This window comes from Pannonibacter phragmitetus DSM 14782 (assembly GCF_000382365.1).
GTDB classification, from domain to species: Bacteria; Pseudomonadota; Alphaproteobacteria; order Rhizobiales; family Stappiaceae; genus Pannonibacter; species Pannonibacter phragmitetus.
The window spans coordinates 156,381-181,632 of the sequence record NZ_KB908217.1 but is presented as its reverse complement, the minus strand read 5'-3'; the positions used below and the strand labels follow the sequence as shown (position 1 = coordinate 181,632).

The window sequence follows — 25,252 nt, the reverse complement described above, 5'->3', positions numbered from 1 at the left end:
TTTCTTTTCCCCAGTTCGCGCCGCCTAGCGCACCAGATCCGGGCCGGGAGGACAGCAGATCTTCGGAACAAACCCGCAACACCCCTTTCCCCGGCTGCGGTTTCGGCCCATATTGCACGGCATGAGCAAGAAGCCTGCCTCCCCCACCACTCCGGATTCCTCCAACCTGCCGGAAGGCTTTGGCGAAGCGCCTCAGACGGCGTTTGAGGGAGCGCCGCTGCCGGGCGTCAGCCTGTCCGGATCGATTGCCGACTGGGCGGAAGAGATCGCCGGGGCCGCGGAGAAGCTTCCGGCTGAACCACCCGCAGCAGCGGCGGCAGGTGCGGCTCCACGCAAGGCCGCACGCGGCAAGGGCAAGGCGGAAACCGGCAGCCGCTCGTCGCGCGGTACCTCCATCGGCAAGGCGGAAAGCGCCCGCGAGCGGGCAGCAGGCGGGCTCAACCCGGTGGCAGGCCTCGATATTTCGCTGGAAGAGGCGGAGAAGCTTGAGCAGCATCTCAAGGACAACCGCAAGAAGAAGGGCCGTAACGCGCTGCCGGAACTGTCCGGCAATCAGGGCGCCACGGCCACCGTGCAGGCGCTTTCGGCGCTGATCGAAAGCGGCAATCCGCTGCACAAGAATGGCGAACTGTGGGTGCCGCACCGGCCCGAAAGGCCGGAGAAATCCGAAGGCGGCGTGCCGATCGTGCTGAAATCCGCCTATGAGCCGCGCGGCGACCAGCCCACGGCCATTGCGGAGCTGGTTTCCGGCCTCGAAAGCGGCGAGCAGACGCAGGTTCTACTGGGCGTCACCGGCTCGGGCAAGACCTACACCATGGCGCAGGTCATCGCCCGCACCCAGCGCCCGGCGCTGATCCTGGCGCCGAACAAGACGCTGGCGGCGCAGCTTTACGGCGAGTTCAAGAGCTTCTTCCCGGACAATGCCGTCGAATATTTCGTGTCCTACTACGACTATTACCAGCCCGAGGCCTATGTGCCGCGGACGGACACCTATATCGAGAAGGAATCCTCGATCAACGAGCAGATCGACCGGATGCGCCACGCGGCCACCCGCGCCCTGATCGAGCGCGATGACGTGATCATCGTCGCCTCCGTCTCGTGCATCTACGGTATCGGCTCGGTCGAGACCTACACGGCCATGACCTTCGCACTGGAGGTGGGCGAGCGCATCGACCAGCGCCAGCTGCTGGCCGATCTGGTGGCGCTGCAATACAAGCGCAACGACGCGGCCTTCCAGCGCGGCGCCTTCCGGGTGCGCGGCGACACGGTGGAACTGTTCCCGGCCCACCTTGAGGACCGGGCCTGGCGCATTACGCTGTTTGGCGACGAGGTGGAGTCGATCACCGAATTTGACCCGCTCACCGGCAAGAAGTCCGGCGGGATGAAGAGCGTCAAGATCTACGCCAACTCGCACTATGTGACGCCCAAGCCGACGCTGCAGCAGGCAACCCGCTCCATCAAGGCCGAGCTGAAGCAGCGGCTGGAAGAGCTGCATGCCCATGGCCGCCTGCTAGAAGCCCAGCGGCTGGAACAGCGCACCATGTATGATCTGGAGATGCTGGAGGCCACCGGCTCCTGCGCCGGCATCGAGAACTATTCGCGCTATCTGACGGGCCGCAAGCCGGGCGAGCCGCCCCCGACCCTGTTTGAATACCTGCCGGACAACGCACTGGTCTTCCTCGACGAAAGCCATGTCACCGTGCCGCAGATCGGCGCCATGTACCGGGGCGACTTCCGGCGCAAGGCGACGCTGGCGGAATACGGCTTCCGCCTGCCCTCCTGCATGGACAACCGGCCGCTGCGCTTCGAGGAATGGAACGCCATGCGGCCCCAGTCCATCGCTGTGTCGGCCACCCCCGGCAAGTGGGAGCTGGATGAATCCGGCGGCGTCTTCGCCGAACAGGTGATCCGCCCCACCGGCCTCATCGACCCGCCGGTTCTGGTGCGCCCCGCTTCCTCGCAGGTGGACGACCTGCTGGGCGAGGTGCGCGAAACATCTGCCAAGGGTTACCGCACGCTGGTCACCACCCTGACCAAGCGCATGGCCGAGGATCTGACCGAGTATCTGCACGAAAACGGCGTGCGGGTGCGCTACATGCACTCGGACATCGACACGCTGGAGCGCATCGAGATCATCCGTGACCTGCGCCTTGGCGCCTTTGACGTGCTGGTCGGCATCAACCTGCTGCGCGAAGGCCTCGACATTCCCGAATGCGCCCTTGTCGCCATTCTGGACGCAGACAAGGAAGGCTTCCTGCGCTCGGAAACCTCGCTGGTGCAGACCATCGGCCGTGCGGCGCGTAACGTGGATGGCAAGGTCATCCTCTATGCGGACAACATCACCGGCTCCATGGAGCGGGCGATGGCGGAAACCACCCGCCGCCGCGAGAAGCAGGTGGCATACAACACCGAGCATGGCATCACGCCGGAAAGCGTGAAGCGCTCCATCGGCGACATTCTGGAAAGCGTCTACGAGCAGGACCACGTCACCGTGGATGCGGGCTTTGCCGAGGACGGCAATCTGGTCGGGCACAATTTCAAGGCCCATCTGGAAAGCCTCGAAAAGCAGATGCGCGAAGCCGCCGCAGACCTCGACTTCGAAACCGCCGCCCGGCTGCGCGACGAAATCCGCCGCCTGCAGGCAACCGAACTTGCCCTCAGCAGCGATCCCCTCGCCCGCCAGTCCGACGTGGAAGAGCAAGGCGGCAGCTATCGGGGCGAACGGCTCTATGGCGCAGGCGGCACCAAGGAAGGCGCCAGCGGCAAGAAGAAGGAAACGGCAGCAGACCGCGCCAGGGCGGCCAAGTCCTCAAGCATGCCAGCGCCCAGTTCAAAGGTGCGCAAGAACTCGCTGGACGAAATGACCGTCGGCCGCACGGAAGTGCCGGCCCATGCAGGCCCGCTGCCGAAGAAGCCCGTCATCCAGGCAGAGGACGCCCCGCATCTTACCCCGCGCGGCAAGACCGGCATCGGCTCCTACGAAGACCCGGCAGACGAAAAACGCCGCAAAGGGCGCTCCCGCAAGACCGGAAGGCCGGGACAGTGAGGCACACTCACGCCCCGGAGCTATCACTCACCAAGCAATTGGATTATATCTGAAAGTGACGCGGCATGACTGCGGATGGCGGCATCCAGCGAAGCCTCATAGGATGACCTCGCGTTCTGCAGAAACAGCCGCCCCTTTTCCGTGAGCACGGCATAGACGCCGCGCTTGTCATCGGAACAGACATCCCGTGCAGCAAGCTCGCTCCTCTCCAGCCGCTCGATCATGCGGGAAACAGAACTCTGGTTGAGCCCCAGACGGGCGGCAAGCTCCTGCATGCGCAGTTCGCTGTTGCTGGATTGCGAGAGTATCTCCAGCGCCCGGAACTCGGACAGCCCGATGCCATACTGGGCCTGCATGGCCTTGCCGAGAGCCCCTTCAACAGAGCCAACATCATAAATGAGACGCAACCAGGCATCGCTTCGTCTGGACATGATCGGTCAGGCTCCGGAATGGACTGAGGGCCGCAGGTGCTCCGGATGTATGCCCATGCAAGAACCTTTGCAACCGGGGAGGCTTTGACAGCAAGCCATGGCCAAGCCCCACGCCCTGCAGCAAACGGCAGCGGCGAGCTCAACGGGAGCGCCGCTGCCGAGGGCAGGTGCATCAATCAAATGCAGGACAGCCAGGCCTCTGTTCCGCCTATGCCTGCAACCGGGGACTATCAGCCAGCTTCAGCCAGACCACACCGGCAATGATAACCGAGAGCCAGAATGCCTGAACAGCTGCAACCGGCTGAGCCAGCAGAAGGCTGCCCAGAAGGACAGCCCCTACGGAGCCAATTCCGGCCCAGACTGCATAACCGATGCCAACATCGATCACCTTCAGAGCCGCACTGAGAAAATACAGAGTGAGCAGGAAGAAGATCACCGCTGCGGCTGACCAGCCGGGCACTGTAAAGGCCTGACTCCCACCAACGCTAAGCGCGTAGCCGATCTCGAAAAGACCTGCCAGCAAAAGCATGATCCAGGAACGGCCCTGGCTCTGATTGTCTTGAAGAGTTTTCATTTCATCATCCTCTTGGGGAAACTTGCGGGAAGGCATGGGCACTCAGGCCACACCGCTCATTCGCAATCCGGCAACACCGCCGATAACCAGCGCAATCCCGGCTACCTTGTTCAGATTCAAACGCTGCCCAAAGAAAGCAGCACCCAGGATGACGATCCCGACGCCCGAAATTGACGTCCACATTGCATAGCCTGCACCAACATCAAATGTCAGAAGAGCAAAGCTCAGAAAAACTGTTGCAACTCCCCCGCTTATGAGGGTGGCTGCCGTCCACCACACGTGAGTGAAACCTTTTGCTTTTCCAGCAGACATCGCAACCGCGATTTCAAATACAACTGCGACACCCAGATATATCCAATGCATCATCTCTCTCTTTCTGCAAACTCTGGCGGGTTCTGGAGACTGCTGAGGTAATCCACCCCAACAGCAATATCCCGGACAGGCAGTCCAGACTGATCAGGGCGCCAGAAGTCAGCTTCACTAAATTGCATGTGCATACATATTTCAATCCAGCAAGCAGGTCAACAAATTTGCATGCGCATGCATTTTATCTGGTAAGTGACTACATATCTACGCGCATTCAGGGCACTTCAGCCTTTCTCTTTGAAGCTCACCACCATTGCCCCTCCCCCCTTCCCCGTGCCATCCTCCACCGATGCACCACACATCATCCCTTCTCCTCCTCGCCGCGGCCCTCGCCCTGCCCTCTCTCATCCCTGCCCCGGTTCTGGCAGCAGGGGCGGAACTGCCCGCCTGTGCGGTGACGGGGGCGCGGTCGGTGTTCATCAACGGCCGGCCGGCGCTGCGGCTGGCAGATGTGGCGGGATGCCCGCCGGGCATGTTCGAGACCGTGCCGGGACTTTTCATCGAGGGACAGCCTGCCGTGCGGCTGTCGGCGCCAAAGGAAGGCTGTATCGCCAGCGGCTCATCCAACGTGATTGCAGGGGGCGGCATGGCGCCAAGAGCGGGTGATGTGGCCTGCCCGCCTGCTCCGCAGCGCTAGTTGACTTAACGCCGTTTTTATTTGAGCCTTGAAGCTGCTGCAGGTGACGCTGATGCATTCCATCAGTCCCTGCATAAATTGTCAGCATCCGGGAATTCCGGTCTACGCCTCAGCGTTCTGACCACCTCGTCAAAATTACTGAATGCGCTGATTTCATATCTTCGTGAATTCGCAGTCACTGCAGTTACTTGGAAAGACGCCGCGAGCGGAAGTTCCGTAGATCCGGAGAAAGTAGATCGTCCGGTTACCGGGCCTTAATCGGAACAGAGCAAGCTGCACGAGCGATCTGGCACTGTGGGAGGGGACATGGTGGGGTGTCTGGCGGGCAAGGGACGGCGGTATTTCAGATACTCCGCCATCTTGGCAGTGCTGATTGCACTGCTGGCCAAGGGCTATGCCGGTGCAGAGGCAAGACCGGCCTTGCGCCTGACAACACTGGAATGGCCACCCCATATTTTCGCGGATGGTTCCGGTCCCGTGGCAGATGCGGTCAGGCAGGCCTTCAGCCGGACAGGCTGGGCTGTGATCATAGAGGTCCACCCTTGGCACCGGGCGGTGTCGCTGGCAGCGGAGAACGAGGCCTATGCGGGCGTCTTTCCCGAATATTATTCGCTCAAGGCGGATGCAGAAGCGGGCGGCCAGCGTTGCGTGTTCTCGCAGCCTTTCGGCACAAGCCCGCTGGGTCTCGCCGAGCACCGCAGCAGGCCGGTGACCTGGGAGAAAGTCGGCGATCTCGCAGATCTGCGGATCGGAACTGTGCGCGGCTACAACAATTCGGACATGTTTGATCTGCTCGTGGCAACGGGCAAGATCCACGCAATCGAGACAACGAACGACGAGCAGAACCTGCGCAATCTCGTCGAGGGCAAGATTGCCGCCGCCGTGATTGACCTTCAGGTGTTCGAGCACCTGACTGCAAACTCGCAGGATCTGAAGGACGCAGCCGGGAGCTTGCAGTTCAACAGCCGGCTCCTTGAAACTCCAGACTTCCATATCTGCTTTCAGAACTCATCCGAAGGCCAGAGGGCGCGCGAGATTTTCGAGAAGGGTCTCTAGCCAAACACGTGCGGCATCTGACCCGTTTCGAGCTGCGATGCTCCGGCTGCAGCAGAGCCGGCATCACGCTGCCGTGAAACTCCATCTGCCCTCTTGTTCAAACAAGGAACAATCCGGCCCGCGCTGCATTGCGTAAAGGCTTGAAACGGAATGGCAGACAGGAGGATGAATTCATGCCCATCACCCCGCCGCAAGATCAGCAGCGCGCCATCCGCGCTGCACGGTCGCGGAGCATGTCCCACGCCATCGCAGGCGGCTTCACCGGCACCCAGTCCCGCCGTGTGGTCATCGCATTCGTCATGGGGCTGCTGCTGGCGCTGGCCGTCACGGCCATGCCCCGCACGGCAGCAGCCGACGCCGGTCCGGCAGCCCGTCTTGTTCCGTCCGCTGAACTCGTCGGCCAGGGCCGCATGACCTATTTCGGCTTCCGCGTCTTTGACGCAGAACTCTACGCGCCGCAGGGCCGCTATTCACCGTCGAAGCCCTTCGCCCTGAAGCTGACGTATCTGCGCAATTTCAAGGGCTCCGACATTGCCAAGCGCTCCGTCGATGAAATGCGCCGTCAGGGCCTGCGGGACGAGGCCAAGCTGAAGCAATGGGGCGACCAGATGCGCGCCATTTTCCCGGATGTCGCCCAGGGTGCGTCCATCACCGGCGTCCGCGATGCCTCCGGCAAAGCAGTCTTCTACAAGGATGGCCGGCAGATCGGCACAATCAATGATGCCGACTTTTCCCGCCGCTTCTTTGCCATCTGGCTGGGTGACAACACGGCAAACCCGAGCCTGCAGGCCAGCCTGACCGGATCTGCCCGCTGATGAGCGCCCCCTTGCCTGCGGCGCCGTCAGCGGACCTGCACAAAGGCAGGGGGGCTCTCCTGGCCTACGGCTTCATGGCGCTGCCGCTCGCCTTTGCCGGGCTGCCCGTCTATCTGCATGCACCGGATTTCTATGCCGCAACGCTGGGCGTTCCTCTCGCCAGTCTCGGCGGGGTGCTTCTGTTGCTGCGGCTGGTGGATGCCGTCCAGGATCCGCTGATCGGCAGCCTCAGCGACCGCTTCTCCCACCTGCGCTGGCTGGTGCTGATGCTGGGCAGCCTGCTGCTGGGCGGCGGTTTCTTCATGGTGTTCACACCGCCTGCAGGAGAGGGAGCACTCGGCTGGTTCGCCCTGTCCATCCTGCTTTGCACCACCGGTTATTCCATTGTCGCCATCAACCTGCAGGCCCTCGGCGGGTTGTGGATTGCCGCAGAACACGAGCGCACCCGGATCGCCGGATGGCGCGAGGCGCTGGGGCTGATCGGCCTGCTGCTGGCCTCCATTGCCCCAACGGTGCTGGATCAGGGGGCAGGCCAGGAAGTTGCGTTCTCCCGCCTCGCCTGGCTCTATCTGCCGCTTCTGGCACTTGCTCTGGTGCTGCTGCTGCGCTGGCTGCGCCGGGCGCCGCTGGCGCAGGAGGCAGACGGAACAAGCCCTGCGTTCCGATGGCAGGATGTGACGGGTGACCGGTGGCGGCGGAGCTTCTTCGCCATCTATCTGGCCAACACGTTCGCCAGCGCCATTCCGGCGGTACTGGTCATCTTCTTCATCCGCGACCGTCTGGGCGCGGAAGATCTGACAGGCCTCTTTCTGCTGGCCTATTTCCTGTCCGGCGCCGCATCCATGCTGCTGTGGCAGGTGCTGTCCCGGCGGATGGGCAAGCTGCAGGCCTGGGCCGCCTCCATGGGGCTGAGCGTCTTCACCTTCGTCTGGGCCATCTTCATCGGTGAGGGCGATATCGCAGCCTATACGGCGATCTGCCTGCTCTCGGGCCTGGCGCTCGGGGCGGATCTGGCGCTGCCGGCCTCGATCCTTGCCGACCACATTGCCCGCAGCCGCAGCGAAGGCGCCGCAAGCCGTCTTTATGCCGTGATGGCGCTGTTCACCAAGGGCGCATTGGCGCTGGCAACGGGCCTCACCCTTCCTGCACTCGGTCTGGCCGGCTACCAGCCGGGAGAACAGATGACAGCACAGACCGCCGTCGCGCTCAGCATTGCCTATGCCGCGGTTCCCTGCCTGCTGAAACTGGCTACAATGGCATGGCTCTGGCGCAAGTCGGCCCTGCTGGCCCACGGCGAAACAGCAGGTCACGCCCCTGCCCGGGCATAGAGAATGAACCTGCCGGGAGACAGGCAGCCATGAGCGTACGCCCGCCCAGCCAGTACAGAATGGAAGACAAGGACCCGCTCGCCGCCGCCCTTGCGCAAGAGGTGATGGCAGAGAAGGCCGGAACACTCGCCCGCCTGACCCGCAAGCTGGACGAGGCTCTGGCCCGGCTGGAGGGAGCCGCCCGGCGTCTGGCCGAAGCCCCGGAGGACGAAAGGCTTCGATCGCGTCATCAGGAGCGGCTGGAGGAGGCTGCCGAAGCACTCTGGCATGTGGTGATCCAGCGTGAGCTCTGCGGCCTGCGTCAGCACCGGGAGTTTCTGGACCTGCTGCAGGTGCCGGCACCAGTCCGCCTGCGCATGGGACCAAGGCAGACGCGCCGGTGACCGCAGTCTCCGCCCATCCATTCCCCGCAGTATCATGCAGGCCCAGACTGGGCAGACGCTACGGCTCAAGGGGACGTGATATAAAACCGCCACACCTGCCGGAAACGTTGCCGCCAAAGCTCTGGATGATGCGGTATAAACGCCCGTGGACATTGATTCGGGCGCTGGCCTCGCGTATGGGTTCGCATGCCTGAGAGTACCGTATTGTGGACTGGAAACAACACTCTTCCAGTTACGCGTGTGCTCCGGTGAGTTTCCTTGTTTTGGACTTGTATCTTGCGGAGAGCCCCGTCTATTCCTCCCGGCGGGGGCCTGGAGTCAGGCATGAGCATGTTTAATGGATTGCGTCTGGCGGGACGCAGCGTGAAATTCGCCGCGCGTCAGCTCGCAGCGGCTGGCCTTTCGGCATCGGTTCTCCTCGGTGCATTTGCAGAGGCGTCTGCTGCGCCGCGCAGCGTGCCTCCGGGCAACCGCAATGCGGAACAGCCCGCGATACCCTTTGCCTCGGCACGGCGCACGGCGGCCATGCGCTCGACCTATGATGCCAAGTTCGAGCGCGTTCTGGGCGTGCTGCGCCGCGACACCGCCCTGATCTCCGACATCAAGCGTGTTGCCGCCCGGTATGACATTGATCCGGTCCACATGATCGGCGCAATCGTCGGCGAACACACTTATAATTATGACAGCCTCGACAGCGCCCAGAGCTATTACGTCAAGGCCCTGTCCTATGCCGGTGTCAGCCTGAATTTCGCCCATGGCGGCGTCAACGTGACGGATTTCGTCCAGAAGCCGCAGTTCAGCGCCTGCAACACCGAGGCCTACCAGAACAACAACCACAAGCTGTGGACCTGCTACGAGCGGGTTTGGGACAGCGACTTCCGCGGCAAGAGTGTGGACGGCACACGCTACCCCCGCACGAACTTCAACGAGACCTTCTTCCAGCCGCTCTTCTCGGGCCAGAGCTTCGGCCTCGGCCAGCTCAGCCCGCTCACGGTGCTGAAGATGACGGACCGGGTCGCCCGCCAGAGCCGCCTTCAGCGCCTGACTGCCGACAATGCCCGCGACGTCTACCAGGCGACGATGGATCCGAACATCTCGCTCCATTACATGGCAGCGATCATACAGGACGCCATCGAGGCCTACCGGATCGTCGGCGATGTCGATATTTCCAACAATCCCGGGATCACGGCGACGCTCTACAATCTCGGTGACCCGTGGGGCCGCGCGGCCCAGTTCCGCCGCAGCGGCAACACCTGGCCCCAGGAAAACTACTACGGCTGGCTCGTGAACGAGAAGCTCGAGAAGCTGAAATCGCTTCTCTGATCATGACGAAGGGGCCGAAAGGCCCCTTCTTTCATATCTGACTGATGTCAGCGCAGGAACGGATTGGTCAGGCGCTCGTGGCCGAAGGTAGACGGGTCGCCGTGTCCGGGCAGGAACGTAACGTCATCGCCCAGCGGCAGCAGCTTTTCGCGGATGGAACGGATCAGGGTGGCATGATCACCGCCAGGCAGATCGGTGCGGCCGACAGATCCGGCAAACAGCACATCCCCGGACACCGCAAACTTCAGATCCGCATTGAAGAACACCACATGACCGGGCGCATGGCCGGGGCAATGCAGCACCTGAAACACCAGACCGCCGATATCCACCGTGTCCCCCTCGTCCAGCCAGCGGGCCGGCTCGATCTTCCGGAACGGCGGCATGTTGAACTGCTGCGCCTGACCTTCCGACCGGTCTATCAGCATCTGATCCGCCAGATGCGGACCCTCGATCGAAACCTTGAGCGCATCGGCAAGATCCGCAGCGCCGGCGATGTGATCGATATGGCCGTGCGTGATGAGGATGCGTTCCACCTCGACCTTGTAAGCTGCAACAGTCTCCAGAATGATCTCGACGTCGCCGCCCGGATCCACCACCACGCCCTTCATGCTGCGCGGGTTCCAGATGAGGGAGCAATTCTGGCGGAAGGGCGTCACCGGGATCACGGCAATCTGCACGGGCGGCAGGCCATCCTGCATCGCTTCACCGTCGGTTGAAGTCATTTCGGGCTCCTGAAAGCTGGCATCTGCAGTGTCAGTAGCCTGCAGCCCCCGGCCCCGCAAGCCGCAGATCAGATGGAAGGCCGGAAGGCGCACCTCCGGATTGGCAGAAGGCAGCCTGAAATGCCTGATTGTAAGGCAGAAGCCAACCGCTTACCGGCAAATCTGACAGCAAGAACCCCGACGCCCAAATCACGTTGCGGCATTTGTGACCTTTAGACCATCGTCCGGTAAGGATTCGCTTGCCGGGAGCCGTTTTTCACAGCTATGATAATTCTGCGGCGGATTGGATCGGGTTGCGGCAGCGTTGTTTCTTCCCAATACCATGTTGTTGGCAGTGGCAAGTCCGTTGGCCTTGCGGGGTCAGCAGGCTGCATGGAACGTCCGCACTTCGGTGCGGGAGAGATAGGAATGGGTCGGAGCCGTGAAGACGGCACGCAAATAGGGTGTTTCAGCAATGCACGATGGCGATTCGGACCGGCGTTCGCGCGGACGGCGCGGCGGCAAGCGTGAGTTCGGCGGTCCGCAGGACTTCGGCAGCGATTTCGGCGGCGGCGGCAGTGAATTCGGCGGTGGTGACTATAGCGCCCCCCGCCGTAGTGGCGGATTTGGCGGCGGTTACGGCGGTGGCGAGGAATACGCTTCTGCCGGCGGCGGCCGTGATGGCGGTGGCGGCTACGGCGGTGGACGCAGCGGCGGCGGTTACGGCGGTGGCCGTGAAGGCGGCGGTGGCGGCTACGGCGGCGGCCGTGAAGGCGGCGGCGGCTACGGCGGTGGACGCAGCGGCGGCGGCGGTTATGGCGGCGGCCGTGAAGGCGGCGGCGGTGGCTACGGCGGCGGACGCAGCGGCGGCGGCGGTTACGGCGGCGGCCGTGATGGCGGCGGCGGCGGCTACGGCGGCGGACGCAGCGGTGGCGGCGGTTATGGCGGCGGCGGCGGTGGCCGTGGCGGCTTCGGTGGCGGCGGTGACGGTGATGGCGGCCCGCGCCGTCCGCGTCCCGAGTTCGACGGTCCGGTCGAGCGTGGCCCGCGCCAGATGGGCACTGTGAAGTTCTTCAAGGCCGACAAGGGCTTTGGCTTCATCACCCCGGACAACGGCGACGCCGATGTCTTCGTCCACATCTCGGCTGTGGAGCGTTCGGGCTTCCAGGCTCTGGACAGCGGTCAGCGCGTCTCTTTCGAGACCGAGCCCGATCGCCGCGGCAAGGGCCCGAAGGCTGTGAACCTGCAGGCTCTGGAAGGTGAAGCCACCTCCAGCGAGCAGGACGGCCAGGACGACGACGCAGGCTACGACGACTGATCTGGCCTGATACCGGACCTATGGCCCGGTGAGATTGCGGTGGCCTTCCCCGGAGGGCCACCGTTTTTCTTTTCAGCGGCAGTCTTGCTGTGCTGACAGCCGCTCCAGCACAGGCTGTTGTGACGAGCCGGAGGTGCCAAGCCGCGCCATGCAGCCAGCAGCGCCCTGCCTTGTGCCCCTGTTACAGCCTCAGGGGCCGCGAAGCTCCCCTTGCCAGACACGCCTCTTCCCCATAAAGCCCATCCGAGCGCCGCATCTTTTTGACATGAGGACCACCACATGAATTACCGGCACGCCTACCACGCCGGCAACATCGGCGATGTCCTCAAGCATCTCGTTCTTGCCCGCTGCATCTCCTACATGCAGCGCAAGGATGCTGCCTTCCGCATCATCGACACCCATGCGGGCATTGGCGGTTATGATCTGCGCGCCGAAGAGACGCAGAAAACCGGCGAATGGCAGCAGGGCATCGCCAAGGTGCTGACGGCTGACGTTCCCGCCAAGGCAGCGCCCGTGCTGGCGGACTGGCTCAATGTGGTGAAGGGCCTCAATCCGGGCACCGAACTCACCCAGTATCCCGGCTCCCCTGCCCTGGCCCGTGCCCTTATGCGCCCGCAGGACCGGCTGACGCTGACAGAGCTGCATCCCGCCGATTTCGAAACACTCGCCACCCGGTTTGAAGGCGACTGGCAGGTAAAGACCATCCATCTGGACGGCTGGCTGGCGCTCGGCAGTTTCGTACCGCCCAAGGAGAAGCGCGGCCTTGTGCTGATTGATCCGGCCTTCGAAGTCACCAATGAGTTCGAACTCATGGCGGACGGGCTGATCAAGGCCTGGAAGCGCTGGCGCAGCGGCATGTATCTGGCGTGGTATCCGCTCAAGGACCGCAAGAGTGTGGAACGCTTCCACCGGACGCTGGAAGAGGCGGAGCTGCGCGATGTGCTGGTTCTGGAACTCAACGCCGGTTACAGCTCACCCGACCGTCCGATGAAGGGGTCAGGCATGACCATCATCAATCCGCCCTTCACACTGACGGACGAAATGCGCAACACCCTGCCCTGGCTGGCAGAGGTTCTGGCGCAAGGGCCGGGAGCATCTGCCCGGATCTTCCAGCTTTTGGACGAATGACAGCAGGACGTTTCCGGCCGGCGCAGACTGTCTTGCACTTGCGCCGCACCGGCTTGAGCTGCCCCCCGTGCGGCAGGTTCACCAAGAGCCGGGATGAGAGACACCGCTTGACGGAGACGCAGGCTTCCCGCAAGGTTTCGCGGATTTTCTAAGCATGTTTTGCAAGGGAAGGTTCTGCGAAATGCGCGCATTTCTGAAATCAGGTTCCATCATACTGGCAGCCGCAGGCCTTGTTGCAGCGCTGGGTGCATCTTCCCCCGCGCTATCGGACCCCGCGCCAAGCCGTCTCCCTGCCTGTGAGACGCCGTCCGTCCTCAACGCCGCGATGGCCAGTATCGCCGCAGCGGACAAGGACTATAGGGACGGCATCACCATTCACGCCATCGACCGCATTTCGCAGACCGCTTACCGCGAGCCGCTCGGCAGCCCCCTCGCCCAGCGCTATTGCTCAGGCCTGGCAGCCTTATCCAATGGCACGCAGCAGACGGTCTACTTCCGTATCGTGGAAGACCGTGGCTTTCTCGGCCAGACCTGGGGCGTGCAGGCCTGCTTGCCCAAGCTGGACAAGTGGCATGTATATGACGGCAAGTGCAAGGCAATCCGGCCCTGACCATCGATCATGAGACATCTCCGGCAAAGGCCGGCGCCTTGATACGGCGGGCTTGTCTTGTGCTCGCCCTGTTGCCTGCGCTGCTGCTGCCGTCCCCGGCTGCAGCACAGAACAGGGGCGCGCCCGAGCCCTTCGATTTCTATGTCCTCGCCCTGTCATGGTCACCCGCCTATTGCGAACTGAACCGGCAGCGCGCCGGCCAGCAGCAATGCGGTGATGACAAGAGCTATCGCTTCATCGTCCATGGCCTCTGGCCACAGCGCGAGCGGGATTGGCCTGATTATTGTGCGCTGCCGCGTGACCTTCCGCCCTCGGCTGGTGACATCCGGTCCATGCTGGACATCATGCCCAGCCGGGGCCTCATCCAGCACCAGTGGCGCAAGCATGGCACCTGCTCCGGCCTGCCGCCGTCAGATTATTTTTCCAAGACCCGCCAGGCCTTCGAAAAGGTCCGCATTCCCGAAACCTTCACCCGTCTGACACGCCGCGGCAGGATCAGTCCCGACGGCGCCGAGGCCGCCTTTGCAGCGGCAAACCCCGGCCTCACCCGGGAAGGGATGGCAGTGTCCTGCAACCGGGGCGTCCTGACGGAAGTCCGCATCTGCCTGACGAAGGACCTCGAATTCCGGGCCTGTCCCTCCGTTGACCGCAGCGGCTGCCGCGCCTCCAGCCTCGACGTTCCGGCTCCCTGAGAGGAAAAAACGCTGCTGAGCCTGGCCGGCAGAAGGCATGCACAGTGGCCTTGCGCCTGCGCGAAGGGCATGCACAACTGTTCTCCCCACAAAGGAGATTTCAGCCCGATGCTCATTCTGCGCTCCTCGCCTGCCTCCCCCTTCGGCCGCAAGTGCAAGATTGCCGCAAGCGTTCTCGGCATCTTCGACAAGATCGAGATACAGGCCACCGATACGACGAATCCGGCGGACACGATTCGCCTGCAGAACCCGCTCGGCAAGATCCCGGCGCTGATCCTGGAAGACGGCACAGTGCTCTATGACAGCCGCGTGATCGTTGAATATCTGGACTTTTTCGCCGGTGGCGGCCGCATTATCCCGGCAGGCGAAGGCCGGTTCGAGGTTCTGCGCCTGCAGGCGCTGGCGGACGGCCTGCAGGATGCCAGCATCCTGCAGGTTTATGAAACCCGCTTCCGCGCGGAGGAAAAACGCTCGGCTGACTGGCTGAGCTATCAGGCGGAGAAAGTCTCCCGTGCCCTGTCCTCTCTGGAGGCTGCCCCTCCCGCTCCGGTCAAGGTGACCAACGGGGTAGATACCGGCCAGATCGCCCTTGCCTGCGCGCTCGGCTATCTGGACCTGCGCTTTGAAGGCGCCTGGCGCAAGCAGGCGCCGCATCTCGTCACCTGGCTGGATGGCTTCGAGGCGCATGTGCCGATGTTCGCCAAAACGCGGGTTCAGCCGGCCTGACAAGACGGCGCCACTGCAATGAAAAAGGCCCGGCAGAATGTCCGCCGGGCCTTCATCTTGATCGTCCGGAGTGACCGGGATCAGAACTTGTAGCTCAGACCAACGCGCGTGACGTTGTCCTGCAGCTCCACGCGCTGGTTTACGCCGCCAACGGTGAAGTTGTCACGGCCGTAGTCGGAGTGCAGATACTCGACGCGGGCGGTGATGTTGTTGGTCAGAGCGCCTTCAACACCGGCGCCGAGGACCCAGCCGGTCTTCGTTTCATCGCGCTTGGTACCGGCAACATTGGTTTCGATGTTGGCGATCGCCAGACCACCGGTGCTGTAGACCATCAGACGGTCGAACACGACACCGGCACGGGCGCGCAGCGAGCCGTTCCAGTTGGACGAGTTCTTGATCGAAACGCCATTGCCGGAGCTGCGCTTGTCAAGATCACGGTACTGGAAGTCAGCTTCAGCACCCGCCAGGAAGTTCGGCGTGATCTGGTAGTTATAGCCGCCATGGATACCGATGGCCGGGCCATTGACGTTGCTCTTGACGTTACCCGTCAGAGCCGACGAATTCTTGAACTCGCCCCAAGCCCAGCCTGCGTTCGCACCGAAGTAGAAGCCGGACCAGTCAAAGCGGGCATCCGAAACCGGAGCCTGATCATACATCACCGGTGCGGCCGGCGCAGGGAGGTCGGCAGCGAATGCCGGAGCCGCTGCGGCGAACGCAACCAGGGACACACCAGCAACTGCGAGACTCTTCATGTTTTTGCTCCACGCAATACAGGTTCAAAGTTGAGGACCAATGCCTCAAGGGCAAGACAGCCGATTGTCGTGGCGGCTATCCCCATCCTCACCCGCTCTGAGGTATGCCCCCCGTTTGTGTCGGAAAATTTGGCAGAATATGGAAAAACCGTGGCAAGCCCGAGGTTCTTTCGGGATGGTAAGCATCCGGTAAAATCACCCGGCAGAAGCTGCCCGCCGTTGCAAAATGCAAGAAACCCAAGGCACTCAGCGGCTCCGGAAAGTTGATCCGCGTTGAGCAATGCGCCGTATTCAAAGCACCTGATCGAACAAGAGACAAGCACAAATGACACAGGCGGCCGGAACGGCACTCATCACCGGCGGATCCAGCCGCATTGGCGGAGCGATTGCCCGCGATCTGGCAGCGCATGGCTGGACGGTGGTGCTGCATGTCCATCACGGGCTGGAACGGGCAGAAGCCCTGAAGCAGTCGATCCTGTCGGATGGTGGAAAGGCCCATGTCCTGAAGGCGGATCTGACGCAGGCGGAAGACCTTGCAGGGCTGATTCCTGCTGCCATAAAGTCCGCCGGTCAGCTGGACCTTCTCGTCAACAATGCCTCGATATTCCAGCCCGATGAGGCTGGTGCTCTCGACCCGGCCCTTTTCGATGCACATTTTGCCATTCACGTGAAGGCCCCGCTGTTCCTCACGGATGCCTTTGCCGGCGCCCTCCCCGCCGGAAAAGAGGGGCTGGTGGTCAACATCATCGACCAGCGCGTGTGGAAAACGACGCCGCGCTTTGTCAGCTACTCGCTCTCCAAGGCGGCCCTGTGGGAGCAGACCCGCATGATGGCGCAGGCGCTGGCCCCGCGCATCCGCGTCAACGCCATCGGCCCCGGCCCCAGCTTCCGCAATGAGCGCCAGACAGAAGAGGACTTTGCCCGCCAGCAGCGCGCCGTTCTGCTGCAACGCGGCCCGGCTCCGGACGAATTTGGCGCGACTGTCCGCCACTTCTGGGCCATGCGCTCGATCACCGGGCAAATGCTGGCGCTGGATGGCGGGCAGCATCTGGCCTGGGAAACCGCCGATGTGATCGGCGTCGGCGAGTAACTTACCCCCATTCTACCGGCAGCGGGCGCACCCATATTAGCGTCACGGCTCAAGCCGTCTAGAATGGCGCCACGTTGGAGCAGATTCGCCGGGCCTTTGTGCCTGGCCGAGGTATAGTGAAATCATGACATCCCGCCCCTCAGCCATGGACCGCCCGGAAGAGGCAGAAGAGACCGTTGAGGCCCATGCGGCCCCGGAGGTTACCTTCACCTCCGCGCAGGACGAGAACACCAGCGGCAAGAAAGGTGTCGAAGTGATTGCCGATGTGGTGCGCCGCCTGCCCATGGGGCCGGGCGTCTACCGCATGCTGGATGAGAATGGCGACGTGCTCTATGTGGGCAAGGCCCGCAGCCTGAAGAAGCGCGTCACCAGCTACACCCGCCTGCAAGGGCAGTCGAACCGCATCATGCGGATGATCATGGCCACCGCCGCCATGGAGTTCGTGCTCACCCGCACGGAAACCGAAGCCCTGCTGCTGGAAGCGAACCTGATCAAGCGCCTGCGGCCGCGCTTCAACGTGCTGCTGCGCGACGACAAGTCCTTCCCCTACATCCTGCTGACAGGCGACCATGCAGCCCCCGCCATCGTCAAGCACCGCGGCGCGAGGCGGCGCAAGGGGGATTATTTCGGCCCCTTTGCCTCGGCTGGCGCAGTTAACCGCACGATCAATGCGCTGCAGAAGGCCTTTCTCATCCGCAACTGCACGGACAGCTATTTCGAGAACCGCTCCCGGCCCTGCCTTCTGTTCCAGATCAAACGCTGTGCAGGCCCCTGCACGGGCGAGAGCTCGAACGAGGATTACGCCCGGCTTGTGGCAGAGGCGCGCGGCTTTCTCTCCGGCCGCAGCCAGGCGGTGAAGAAGGAGCTGGCCACCCAGATGGAGGCGGCCTCCCAGCAGCTCGACTTCGAGCATGCCGCCGTCTACCGCGACCGGCTGGCGGCCCTGTCGCATGTGCAATCGCATCAGGGCATCAACCCGCAGACCGTCGATGAGGCGGATGTGGTCGCGATCCATCAGGAGGGCGGGCAGACCTGCGTGCAGGTGTTCTTCTTCCGCACCGGCCAGAATTGGGGCAACCGCGCCTATTTCCCCAAGGCCGACAAGTCTTTCGAGGAAGCGGCCATTCTGGAGAGCTTCCTCGCCCAGTTCTATGACGACAAGCCCGCCCCGCGCCTGATCCTGCTGTCGCATGAGATCGAGGAAATGGACCTGCTGTCGCAGGCTCTTTCCGAGCGGGCTGAGCGCAAGGTGGAAATCGCTGTTCCCAAGCGCGGCGAAAAGAAGGAACTGGTGGACCACGCGCTCACCAACGCCCGCGAGGCGCTTGGCCGGCGGCTGGCGGAAACCTCCAGCCAGGGCCGCCTGCTGCAGGGCGTGGCCGAGGTGTTCGGCCTGCCCGCCGCCCCGCGCCGCATCGAGGTCTACGACAACTCGCACATCATGGGCACCAATGCGGTCGGCGGCATGATCGTCGCCGGACCGGAGGGCTTCGCCAAGGGCCAGTACCGCAAGTTCAACATCAAGTCGCAGGACATCACCCCCGGCGATGACTACGGCATGATGCGCGAGGTGCTGACCCGCCGCTTCTCCCGTTTGTTGAAGGAACACGCGCGCACGCCGCTGACCGCAGCAGATGATCCGGCACCGGAGAGCGACGGAGAAACCGGCCTTGAGGACGACGAGGAAGACGATGGCGTGCAGGCCGGCAACGCCGACATGCCCGCATGGCCGGATCTCGTCTTCATCGACGGCGGTCAGGGCCAGCTCAATGCGGTGCGGGAGATGCTGACGGAACTGGGCGTCACCGATGTGCCGCTGGTCGGCATCGCCAAGGGGCCGGACCGGGATGCGGGGCGGGAGAAGTTCTTCATGGAAGGCCGCCCGTCCTTCATGCTGCCGGAGCGCGATCCCGTGCTCTATTTCGTGCAGCGCCTGCGCGACGAGGCGCACCGTTTTGCCATCGGCACCCACCGGGCCAAGCGCAAGAAGGACATCGCCCGCAACCCGCTGGATGACATCTCCGGCATTGGCCCCGCCCGCAAGCGCGCCCTGCTGCGCCACTTCGGCACGGCAAAGGCCGTTTCAAAGGCGGGCATTGACGATCTGATGGCGGTGCCCGGTATTTCGGAATCCGTCGCAAAGCTGGTCTACGATCATTTCCACGAATAACCGTCCGTGCTAGGACGGGCCTGCCCGCGCTGCAGTGCAACAGGAGACGGCAGACCCGATGACAGACCAAACCGGCGGTAAAGTCTCGATTTTCTCCCGGCTTCTGCGCCTTGCCTCCGTCATGGGCCTGCTGGTGGCCCTGCTGTTCGGCCTTCTGTCCTTCGGGCCCTTCGTCGCGCCGGACATCTGGGTTGCCGACAACATGAGCTTCTTCCTGCCGCAGCTGATTGGCGGCGGGTTTGCAGCCGTGTTTCTCGCCGCCATCTGCATCCGTCTCGCCGGACGGCCCCGTCCAGGCAAGCAACTGCGGCGGCTTTTTCTGTTCACGGGCCTTGTTCTGTCCGTGGCGCTCGGCCTTGCACTTTATCATACCTACAGGGTCGTCGCTCCCGGTCTGGCCGGCGCGAGTGTTCCGGCCACGAAAAATCTGCGGATCGTCTCGATCAATCTGGAGACGCGCTATCTCGGCGATCCGGACTTCATGGCTTATCTTGAGAGCCTGAAGCCCGATATTCTCGTGTTTCAGGAAACCGAATGGCCCTATCAGATGCGCCACCGGAAGCGGCAGGGCGACGACACGCCCCTGATCGGCCTCGGCCCCTATTTCGAGAATTTCCTAATCGGCGATCTTGGCAGCATGATCGCCTTCTCCCGGTACCCGGTCAAATCCAGCACGGTCATACCGGTTGAGGGTGCCTGCGGCCCCAGACGCTATGGCAACAGGGAAATCTTCTCCGCCATCATCGATGTGGATGGTTCGCCGCTCAACTTCATTGCTGTGCATCCGGACAGCCCGCGCTCACCCTGCCGCTGGCAGTCCCGGCAAGACTATTTTGCTGCACTCGCCGGTGTGATTGATGCACTGCCCGCCTCCGAGCCGGCCATCATGATCGGTGACTGGAACACCTCCCCCCTCTCGAACCACTTCGAGAACCTGCTTCAACAGGCTGGCATGCGTGTGCGCTTCCCGGCCGTTGTGCCCGTGATCACACGCTATTTCTATGACTACCGCTTCCGCTGGATCCTGGGCTCGGCGGTGGACCATGCCGCCGTCTCGGACAAGGTGACAATCCGCAATGTCGCCATCGGCGGGGACGTGGGCTCGGACCATGTGCCGCTGATCGTGGACATCGCCATTCCCTGAGAAAGCCCGTCAGGGTCTGCCTTCCACAGTTTATGCCCGCAGCCTGCCGCCTGCCGTTTGTGTCTGACCGGCTGCATGGCAAGAGTGTGACAAAGGGCGGAACCGATTCCCGCCGAAGCGAACAGACCGGCGCGGGACCGATGGCCAAGCTCTATTTCAACTACTCCTCCATGAATGCCGGCAAGTCGACGGTACTGCTCCAGGCCTCCTACAACTATGTGGAACGGGGCATGCGCACCCTGCTGCTGACGGCCGCCGTAGATGACCGGGCAGGCGTCGGCCGCATCTCCTCCCGCATAGGGCTGTCGGCGGAGGCGGATATCTTCCTTTCCGGGGATGACCTGCTGGACCATATCCGCAAGGCCCATGAAGCCGCCCCCATTGACGCTGTGTTTGTCGATGAGGCGCAGTTCCTCACCGAGGAACAGGTGTGGCAGCTGGCCCACGCCTCCGACCGGCTGGGCATGCCGGTGATGTGCTTCGGCCTGCGCACCGATTTTCAGGGCAAGCTCTTCCCGGGCAGCAAGGCCCTGCTGGCGCTGGCCGACAGCCTGAAGGAAATCAAGACCATCTGCTGGTGCGGCCGCAAGGCAACCATGGTTGCACGGCTTGACGGCAGCGGGCGGATCGTCGAGGAAGGCGAACAGGTGGTGATTGGCGGCGAAGAGTCCTATGTTTCCCTTTGCCGCCGCCATTGGGTCGACCGTGACCTTGGGCCGCGCTGCGACTGAGCAATTTCAAGGCGCGATGCCTCAGCATCGCAAGCCTTGGCATGACGGGGCGCAGACCATATCAAACCGCAAGGACGGGACAGGCAGATGCTGGGAAAACTGTTCGGATCACTTTTCAAGGGCGGTTCAGCCGCTGAAGCCGCCCCGGCCGCAGCGGCCACCGAAGACTACAAGAGCTGCCGCATCATCGCCGAACCGCGCCAGGCCGGCAGCCAGTGGCAGATCGCAGGCCGTATCCTGAAGGAAATTGACGGCGAGGACCGCGAGCACCGCTTCATCCGCGCCGACCAGCTGCCCACCCGCGACGAGGCTGCCGAATTCACCATCCGCAAGGCCAAGCTCCTGATCGACCAGCAGGGCGATCTGATTTTCAAGAGCTGAGGGAGAGGGACAACCTCTCTCTTGCGCCCCACAGGCTCCGCGCCGTCCCGGACGTGAGCGGAGCGAAGATCCGGGACCTGTCAGGGGCGCAAGGCCGCTGAACTCTACCCGGCGCGAAATGGACCAGGCCCCGGCACAAGGCCGGGGCGGCGCGGAGTTTGGGTCTGCTCCGCCTAACCCCTCAGTCCCCCCGGCACTCCGCCAGACTGCGCTTCTGCCGGCCATCGGCATCGAAATTGTCCGGTGAGAGCCAGGCCTCGAAACCGGCTTTCAGCCGCGGCCATTCCTTGTCGAGAATGGAGAACCACGCCGTATCGCGGTTGCGGCCCTTGTAGACGGTGGCCTGCCGGAAGATCCCCTCGAAGGTGAAGCCGAGCCGTGCGGCAGCCGCACGCGAGGGAGCGTTGAGATCGTCGCATTTCCATTCGTAGCGGCGGAAGCCCAGCCCCTCGAAGGCATTGCGCATCATCAGATACATGGCCTCGGTCGCCAGCGGCGTGCGCTGCAGGGCCGGGGCGAAGTTCAGATGCCCCACCTCGATGCAGCCTGTCGCAGGCTCCACCCGCAGATAGCTGCCAACACCCATGGCCTTGCCGCTGGCCTCATCGATGATGGCGAACATCATCGGGTCCGCCTTGCCTTCCATCGTCTTCAGAAAGGCGATGCACTCCGCCTCTCCGGCGAAAGGTCCATAGGCCAGATAGGTCCAGACCCGGTTCTCTGCGTCAGCGGACCATGCGGCATGAAGCTCTGCACCGTGGCGTTCCGCGCTCAGCGGCTCAAGCCGGCACCAGCGCCCCTGCAGCACCTGAGCCACCGGCGCTGCCGCACCCGCCCATCCACTCACCGGCTCTCCAATCGGCTGTCCCAATTCGTTCAGGCGCATGCGCTCAGGTCTCCCAGCTTCAACTTGCTGTGACAGGCTTACCGCTCCATCCTTGCCGGCACCAGTTCAAAGACGGCACTCAGGGTGGTTTGCGCCGTCTGCCCCATTGTCAAAGTCACTCATCCGCCAGATGCGTTGACACCCGCGCGCCCTCATGCTTGTGTCCGGCTGACCCGCCGCCCGAGACGCGAAGCAGATACTTCACATGGCCAGACACGTCGCCCTGACCCTGCCCAATCTCCTGACCTACGCCCGCATTCTTGCGGTGCCTGCGGTGGTGGGTTGCTTCTATTTCGAGGGCAACACGGCGCGCTGGATTGCGCTGACCATCTTCATCGCCGCCGCCGTGACCGATTTCTTCGACGGCTATCTGGCCCGCGCCTGGCAGCAGCAGTCCGCGCTCGGCCGGATGCTGGACCCGATTGCCGACAAGCTGCTTGTGTCCGTCTGTCTGCTGCTGCTGGTCGCAAAGGGGGATATCGGCGGCTGGTCGCTGATCGCTGCCATCATCATCCTGTGCCGCGAAATTCTGGTCTCCGGCCTGCGCGAGTTTCTGGCCGAGCTGCGCGTCAGCGTGCCGGTGACGAAGCTGGCCAAATGGAAGACCACGGTGCAGCTCGTGGCCCTTGCCCTGCTGCTTGCTGGCCCCGCCGGGGAAGAGGTGCTGCCGGGAACCGAATTGTCCGGCCTTGTCGCCCTCTGGATTGCGGCTGTCCTGACGCTCTACACCGGCTACGACTATTTCCGGGCTGGCATCGGCCATCTGATCGAGGAGTAGTCTCTCAAGGACTGCCGAAGAAGGAGAGGCACATGATCATCCGTTACTTTGCCTGGGTGCGCGAGCGGACCGGCGTGGAGCAGGAAGAGATCACCCTTCCGGACAGCGTGACCACCGTGGGCGGCCTGATCAACTGGCTGCAGACCATCGACGATGCCCATGGCCATGCCTTTGCCGAGCCGGAACTGATCCGTGCCGCCATCGACCAGACCCATGCCGAACATGACGCTCCGATCGCGGGCGCGCGCGAGATTGCCTTTTTCCCGCCCATGACCGGGGGCTGAAGATGAGCCCGGTCCTGCGCGTCATCGTCCAGCCCGGCCCCTTCGATGCGGAGGCCGAATCCCGGCAGCTGTCCGCAGGCCGCGCCGATGTGGGCGCCATCGTCAGCTTCACGGGCCTGTGCCGTGACGAGGACGGGCGGCTGGAAGCGCTGGTGCTGGAGCACTTCCCCGGCATGGCGGAGAAGGAGCTGGAGCGCATCGCCCGCGAAGCGCTGACTCGCTGGCCGCTGACCGGCCTCACCGTCATTCACCGCCATGGCCGCATTCTGCCGGGCGAGCAGATCGTGCTCGTCACCGCCGCCTCGCGCCACCGCCGGGCCGCGTTCGAAGCCGCTGATTTCCTGATGGATTTCCTCAAATCCAGAGCCCCGTTCTGGAAGAAGGAAATCCTGCGCGAAGGTGGACCAGGCGGCTGGGTTGCGGCCAAGGCCGAAGATGAGACCGCGCTGGATCGCTGGAACGGCGTTCAGCCAAAAGCGTGAAATTTCCCGGAGCCCCTGGGTTGACCGACCGGTCAATTTGGACCACTGATAGGCAACACTGATATTTTTGCACGTTGGAACGCAGGCTGCGGGCCGCGTTTCAGGCTGCTGTGCACCATACCTAAGGTTTGTTTATGTCCGATCTTGCCCGGAACACTGGCGCGAGCCAGACGCCCCATCCTGGGCTGTCCTTCGCCGAATTCGTCACCATGGTTGCCGCTCTGATGGCACTGAATGCGCTGGCGATGGACATCATGCTGCCCGCCCTGCCCGACATCGGCAACGCGCTCGGCATTGCCAATGAGAATGACCGCCAGCAGATCCTGATCTTCTATCTGATCGGCTTCGGCGGTGCGCAGCTCATCTTCGGGCCGCTGTCGGACTCCTTTGGCCGCAGAACCATTCTCATCGGCGGTCTGGCGCTCTATGCCGCAGCCAGCGTCTTTGCCCTGTTCAGCACAAATCTGGACCAGCTGCTGATTGCCCGTGTTCTGCAGGGCATCGGCTGCGCCGGCACACGCGTCATCGCGGTTTCCATCGTGCGCGACTGCTATTCCGGACGGCGCATGGGGCAGGTCATGTCGCTGGTGATGATGATCTTCATGGCCGTGCCCATCGTGGCACCCTCCATCGGGCAACTGATTCTTCTGGTGGCCGAATGGCACTGGATCTTCAGCACGCTCATGGGCGCAGGCATCCTCATGCTGGTCTGGACCGCTTTCCGCCTGCCGGAAACACTGCCTGAGGATGCCCGTCAGTCGTTTTCGCCGGGCTCTATCTCCCTGGCCTATCTCAAGGTGGCGACGACCCGCATCAGCGTCGGCTACACCATGGCGACGACCTTCATTTTCGGCGGTCTGTTTGCCTTCATCTCCATGGCGCAGCAGATCTATGTCGATATCTTCGATCTCGGCGTCTGGTTCCCGCTCGTGTTTGCCGCCGTCGCCATTACCATGGCCGTGGCTTCGTTCCTGAATTCGCGGCTGGTCACGATCATCGGCATGCGGCGCCTGTCGCACGGTGCGGTGCTGGTCTTCACCGCCATGGGCCTGCTGCAGGTCGCCCTGGCGCTGGCGGGTGTCGAGAACCTTGCCATCTTCACCGTGTGCATGGCCATCAACATGGCCAGCTTCGGCTTCATGGGCGCGAATTTCAACGCCATGTCCATGGAGCCGCTGGGCGCCATCGCCGGAACCGCCTCCTCCGCCATCGGCTTCACCACCACGCTGGGCGGCGCCGTGCTCGGCTTCATCATCGGCCAGAATTTCGACGGAACCCTGCTGCCGATGGCGCTGGCCTGCGCCATCTATGGCGTCATTGCCATCGGCTGGGTGCTCTTGGCCGAAAAGGGCAAACTCTTCCACGCCCAGCATCCGTCAGGCGCCAAGCCTCACTGAGGCGGTAAGCACAGGCGGCAGAA

27 protein-coding genes are annotated in these 25,252 nt (G+C 63.2%); 21 read left to right on the top strand and 6 right to left on the bottom strand.

The genetic code is table 11. The features are described 5' to 3' along the window. Positions 1-121: 121 nt before the first annotated feature. Positions 122-3,046 carry an excinuclease ABC subunit UvrB gene (gene uvrB / locus H163_RS0107705; protein WP_019963988.1) on the top strand — a complete coding sequence of 975 codons (2,925 nt, stop codon included), beginning with the start codon at positions 122-124 and terminating at the stop codon, positions 3,044-3,046. Between the two features lie 23 nt (positions 3,047-3,069). Here the strand turns inward: uvrB and H163_RS22415 are convergent, their stop codons facing one another. The 3 genes from H163_RS22415 to H163_RS0107690 all read right to left on the bottom strand — a co-directional run bounded on the left by H163_RS22415 (position 3,070) and on the right by H163_RS0107690 (position 4,417). After that, complete coding sequence (locus tag H163_RS22415) at positions 3,070-3,477, bottom strand: MarR family winged helix-turn-helix transcriptional regulator (protein WP_174234535.1); 408 nt, start codon at positions 3,475-3,477, stop codon at positions 3,070-3,072. Positions 3,478-3,685: 208 nt separating this feature from the next. Further along, complete coding sequence (locus tag H163_RS0107695) at positions 3,686-4,051, bottom strand: DMT family transporter (protein ID WP_026355582.1); 366 nt, start codon at positions 4,049-4,051, stop codon at positions 3,686-3,688. 42 nt (positions 4,052-4,093) lie between these two features. Beyond that, the gene (locus H163_RS0107690; RefSeq protein ID WP_019963985.1) at positions 4,094-4,417 is read right to left on the bottom strand and encodes a DMT family transporter; all 324 of its coding nucleotides are present in this window, start codon (positions 4,415-4,417) and stop codon (positions 4,094-4,096) included. Between the two features lie 289 nt (positions 4,418-4,706). Here H163_RS0107690 and H163_RS24320 point away from each other — a divergent pair, with 289 nt between their 5' ends. From H163_RS24320 to H163_RS0107660, 6 genes are all read left to right on the top strand, one after another. Then, positions 4,707-5,054 carry a PAAR domain-containing protein gene (locus tag H163_RS24320; RefSeq protein ID WP_019963984.1) on the top strand — a complete coding sequence of 116 codons (348 nt, stop codon included), beginning with the start codon at positions 4,707-4,709 and terminating at the stop codon, positions 5,052-5,054. Positions 5,055-5,360: 306 nt separating this feature from the next. After that, positions 5,361-6,110 carry a substrate-binding periplasmic protein gene (locus H163_RS0107680; RefSeq protein ID WP_115336472.1) on the top strand — a complete coding sequence of 250 codons (750 nt, stop codon included), beginning with the start codon at positions 5,361-5,363 and terminating at the stop codon, positions 6,108-6,110. A gap of 173 nt (positions 6,111-6,283) precedes the next feature. Further along, a complete protein-coding gene (locus H163_RS0107675; RefSeq protein ID WP_019963982.1) occupies positions 6,284-6,925 on the top strand; it encodes a chalcone isomerase family protein in 642 nt (213 codons plus the stop codon). After that, positions 6,925-8,253, top strand: coding sequence for an MFS transporter (locus tag H163_RS0107670; protein WP_019963981.1), 1,329 nt, complete (start codon positions 6,925-6,927; stop codon positions 8,251-8,253). Before H163_RS0107675 ends, H163_RS0107670 begins: the two co-directional genes overlap by 1 nt. Before the next feature lie 29 nt (positions 8,254-8,282). Beyond that, positions 8,283-8,636 (top strand): DUF6665 family protein, encoded by a 354-nt coding sequence (locus tag H163_RS0107665; RefSeq protein ID WP_026355579.1) that lies wholly within the window; start codon positions 8,283-8,285, stop codon positions 8,634-8,636. 324 nt (positions 8,637-8,960) lie between these two features. Continuing rightward, positions 8,961-9,959, top strand: a complete 999-nt coding sequence (locus H163_RS0107660) for a DUF1402 family protein (protein ID WP_244296147.1) — start codon at positions 8,961-8,963, stop codon at positions 9,957-9,959. A gap of 47 nt (positions 9,960-10,006) precedes the next feature. Here the strand turns inward: H163_RS0107660 and H163_RS0107655 are convergent, their stop codons facing one another. After that, the gene (locus H163_RS0107655; RefSeq protein ID WP_040678321.1) at positions 10,007-10,681 is read right to left on the bottom strand and encodes an MBL fold metallo-hydrolase; all 675 of its coding nucleotides are present in this window, start codon (positions 10,679-10,681) and stop codon (positions 10,007-10,009) included. Between the two features lie 454 nt (positions 10,682-11,135). Here H163_RS0107655 and H163_RS24900 point away from each other — a divergent pair, with 454 nt between their 5' ends. The 5 genes from H163_RS24900 to H163_RS0107630 all read left to right on the top strand — a co-directional run bounded on the left by H163_RS24900 (position 11,136) and on the right by H163_RS0107630 (position 15,134). Further along, positions 11,136-11,978, top strand: coding sequence for a cold-shock protein (locus tag H163_RS24900; protein WP_019963977.1), 843 nt, complete (start codon positions 11,136-11,138; stop codon positions 11,976-11,978). A gap of 279 nt (positions 11,979-12,257) precedes the next feature. After that, the gene (locus H163_RS0107645) at positions 12,258-13,106 is read left to right on the top strand and encodes a 23S rRNA (adenine(2030)-N(6))-methyltransferase RlmJ (RefSeq protein WP_019963976.1); all 849 of its coding nucleotides are present in this window, start codon (positions 12,258-12,260) and stop codon (positions 13,104-13,106) included. A 181-nt stretch (positions 13,107-13,287) separates the two neighbouring features. Then, a complete protein-coding gene (locus H163_RS22410; RefSeq protein WP_147290445.1) occupies positions 13,288-13,716 on the top strand; it encodes a cytoplasmic protein in 429 nt (142 codons plus the stop codon). 59 nt (positions 13,717-13,775) lie between these two features. Then, positions 13,776-14,408: a ribonuclease T2 family protein gene (locus H163_RS0107635; RefSeq protein ID WP_247643338.1), complete on the top strand. Its 633-nt coding sequence runs from the start codon at positions 13,776-13,778 to the stop codon at positions 14,406-14,408. Positions 14,409-14,516: 108 nt separating this feature from the next. Then, on the top strand, positions 14,517-15,134 hold the full coding sequence (locus tag H163_RS0107630) for a glutathione S-transferase family protein (RefSeq protein WP_019963973.1): 618 nt from the start codon (positions 14,517-14,519) through the stop codon (positions 15,132-15,134). Between the two features lie 80 nt (positions 15,135-15,214). Here H163_RS0107630 and H163_RS0107625 read toward each other — a convergent pair whose 3' ends face one another. After that, positions 15,215-15,886 carry an outer membrane protein gene (locus H163_RS0107625; protein WP_019963972.1) on the bottom strand — a complete coding sequence of 224 codons (672 nt, stop codon included), beginning with the start codon at positions 15,884-15,886 and terminating at the stop codon, positions 15,215-15,217. Positions 15,887-16,211: 325 nt separating this feature from the next. On the opposite strand from H163_RS0107625, the gene H163_RS0107620 reads away from it, so the two are divergent. The 5 genes from H163_RS0107620 (at position 16,212) to H163_RS0107600 (ending at position 21,402) form a co-directional block, all read left to right on the top strand. Beyond that, the gene (locus tag H163_RS0107620) at positions 16,212-16,976 is read left to right on the top strand and encodes an SDR family oxidoreductase (RefSeq protein WP_019963971.1); all 765 of its coding nucleotides are present in this window, start codon (positions 16,212-16,214) and stop codon (positions 16,974-16,976) included. A 124-nt stretch (positions 16,977-17,100) separates the two neighbouring features. Then, positions 17,101-19,146, top strand: a complete 2,046-nt coding sequence (gene uvrC / locus H163_RS0107615; protein ID WP_026355575.1) for an excinuclease ABC subunit UvrC — start codon at positions 17,101-17,103, stop codon at positions 19,144-19,146. Between the two features lie 58 nt (positions 19,147-19,204). Then, positions 19,205-20,290 carry an endonuclease/exonuclease/phosphatase family protein gene (locus H163_RS0107610; protein WP_019963969.1) on the top strand — a complete coding sequence of 362 codons (1,086 nt, stop codon included), beginning with the start codon at positions 19,205-19,207 and terminating at the stop codon, positions 20,288-20,290. Between the two features lie 140 nt (positions 20,291-20,430). Then, positions 20,431-21,021: a thymidine kinase gene (locus H163_RS0107605; protein WP_026355574.1), complete on the top strand. Its 591-nt coding sequence runs from the start codon at positions 20,431-20,433 to the stop codon at positions 21,019-21,021. Between the two features lie 87 nt (positions 21,022-21,108). Beyond that, positions 21,109-21,402, top strand: coding sequence for an HlyU family transcriptional regulator (locus H163_RS0107600; RefSeq protein WP_019963967.1), 294 nt, complete (start codon positions 21,109-21,111; stop codon positions 21,400-21,402). 181 nt (positions 21,403-21,583) lie between these two features. Here H163_RS0107600 and H163_RS0107595 read toward each other — a convergent pair whose 3' ends face one another. Continuing rightward, on the bottom strand, positions 21,584-22,288 hold the full coding sequence (locus tag H163_RS0107595; RefSeq protein ID WP_019963966.1) for a GNAT family N-acetyltransferase: 705 nt from the start codon (positions 22,286-22,288) through the stop codon (positions 21,584-21,586). A gap of 205 nt (positions 22,289-22,493) precedes the next feature. Here H163_RS0107595 and pgsA point away from each other — a divergent pair, with 205 nt between their 5' ends. From pgsA to H163_RS0107575, 4 genes are all read left to right on the top strand, one after another. Next, positions 22,494-23,066, top strand: coding sequence for a CDP-diacylglycerol--glycerol-3-phosphate 3-phosphatidyltransferase (gene pgsA / locus H163_RS0107590; RefSeq protein ID WP_019963965.1), 573 nt, complete (start codon positions 22,494-22,496; stop codon positions 23,064-23,066). 32 nt (positions 23,067-23,098) lie between these two features. Beyond that, on the top strand, positions 23,099-23,350 hold the full coding sequence (gene moaD, locus H163_RS0107585; RefSeq protein WP_019963964.1) for a molybdopterin converting factor subunit 1: 252 nt from the start codon (positions 23,099-23,101) through the stop codon (positions 23,348-23,350). Positions 23,351-23,352: 2 nt separating this feature from the next. Then, positions 23,353-23,832 carry a molybdenum cofactor biosynthesis protein MoaE gene (locus H163_RS0107580; protein WP_019963963.1) on the top strand — a complete coding sequence of 160 codons (480 nt, stop codon included), beginning with the start codon at positions 23,353-23,355 and terminating at the stop codon, positions 23,830-23,832. Between the two features lie 134 nt (positions 23,833-23,966). Further along, on the top strand, positions 23,967-25,229 hold the full coding sequence (locus tag H163_RS0107575) for a multidrug effflux MFS transporter (protein ID WP_019963962.1): 1,263 nt from the start codon (positions 23,967-23,969) through the stop codon (positions 25,227-25,229). The last annotated feature ends 23 nt before the right edge of the window (positions 25,230-25,252 follow it).

Bases quoted from the DNA above. Each gene is read 5' to 3' on its own strand.
- uvrB (WP_019963988.1), top strand. From the start codon at position 122: ATGAGCAAGAAGCCTGCCTCCCCCACCACTCCGGATTCCTCCAACCTG.
- H163_RS22415 (WP_174234535.1), bottom strand. From the start codon at position 3,477: ATGTCCAGACGAAGCGATGCCTGGTTGCGTCTCATTTATGATGTTGGC.
- H163_RS0107695 (WP_026355582.1), bottom strand. From the start codon at position 4,051: ATGAAAACTCTTCAAGACAATCAGAGCCAGGGCCGTTCCTGGATCATG.
- H163_RS0107690 (WP_019963985.1), bottom strand. From the start codon at position 4,417: ATGATGCATTGGATATATCTGGGTGTCGCAGTTGTATTTGAAATCGCG.
- H163_RS24320 (WP_019963984.1), top strand. From the start codon at position 4,707: ATGCACCACACATCATCCCTTCTCCTCCTCGCCGCGGCCCTCGCCCTG.
- H163_RS0107680 (WP_115336472.1), top strand. From the start codon at position 5,361: ATGGTGGGGTGTCTGGCGGGCAAGGGACGGCGGTATTTCAGATACTCC.
- H163_RS0107675 (WP_019963982.1), top strand. From the start codon at position 6,284: ATGCCCATCACCCCGCCGCAAGATCAGCAGCGCGCCATCCGCGCTGCA.
- H163_RS0107670 (WP_019963981.1), top strand. From the start codon at position 6,925: ATGAGCGCCCCCTTGCCTGCGGCGCCGTCAGCGGACCTGCACAAAGGC.
- H163_RS0107665 (WP_026355579.1), top strand. From the start codon at position 8,283: ATGAGCGTACGCCCGCCCAGCCAGTACAGAATGGAAGACAAGGACCCG.
- H163_RS0107660 (WP_244296147.1), top strand. From the start codon at position 8,961: ATGAGCATGTTTAATGGATTGCGTCTGGCGGGACGCAGCGTGAAATTC.
- H163_RS0107655 (WP_040678321.1), bottom strand. From the start codon at position 10,681: ATGACTTCAACCGACGGTGAAGCGATGCAGGATGGCCTGCCGCCCGTG.
- H163_RS24900 (WP_019963977.1), top strand. From the start codon at position 11,136: ATGCACGATGGCGATTCGGACCGGCGTTCGCGCGGACGGCGCGGCGGC.
- H163_RS0107645 (WP_019963976.1), top strand. From the start codon at position 12,258: ATGAATTACCGGCACGCCTACCACGCCGGCAACATCGGCGATGTCCTC.
- H163_RS22410 (WP_147290445.1), top strand. From the start codon at position 13,288: ATGCGCGCATTTCTGAAATCAGGTTCCATCATACTGGCAGCCGCAGGC.
- H163_RS0107630 (WP_019963973.1), top strand. From the start codon at position 14,517: ATGCTCATTCTGCGCTCCTCGCCTGCCTCCCCCTTCGGCCGCAAGTGC.
- H163_RS0107625 (WP_019963972.1), bottom strand. From the start codon at position 15,886: ATGAAGAGTCTCGCAGTTGCTGGTGTGTCCCTGGTTGCGTTCGCCGCA.
- H163_RS0107620 (WP_019963971.1), top strand. From the start codon at position 16,212: ATGACACAGGCGGCCGGAACGGCACTCATCACCGGCGGATCCAGCCGC.
- uvrC (WP_026355575.1), top strand. From the start codon at position 17,101: ATGACATCCCGCCCCTCAGCCATGGACCGCCCGGAAGAGGCAGAAGAG.
- H163_RS0107610 (WP_019963969.1), top strand. From the start codon at position 19,205: ATGACAGACCAAACCGGCGGTAAAGTCTCGATTTTCTCCCGGCTTCTG.
- H163_RS0107605 (WP_026355574.1), top strand. From the start codon at position 20,431: ATGGCCAAGCTCTATTTCAACTACTCCTCCATGAATGCCGGCAAGTCG.
- H163_RS0107600 (WP_019963967.1), top strand. From the start codon at position 21,109: ATGCTGGGAAAACTGTTCGGATCACTTTTCAAGGGCGGTTCAGCCGCT.
- H163_RS0107595 (WP_019963966.1), bottom strand. From the start codon at position 22,288: ATGCGCCTGAACGAATTGGGACAGCCGATTGGAGAGCCGGTGAGTGGA.
- pgsA (WP_019963965.1), top strand. From the start codon at position 22,494: ATGGCCAGACACGTCGCCCTGACCCTGCCCAATCTCCTGACCTACGCC.
- moaD (WP_019963964.1), top strand. From the start codon at position 23,099: ATGATCATCCGTTACTTTGCCTGGGTGCGCGAGCGGACCGGCGTGGAG.
- H163_RS0107580 (WP_019963963.1), top strand. From the start codon at position 23,353: ATGAGCCCGGTCCTGCGCGTCATCGTCCAGCCCGGCCCCTTCGATGCG.
- H163_RS0107575 (WP_019963962.1), top strand. From the start codon at position 23,967: ATGTCCGATCTTGCCCGGAACACTGGCGCGAGCCAGACGCCCCATCCT.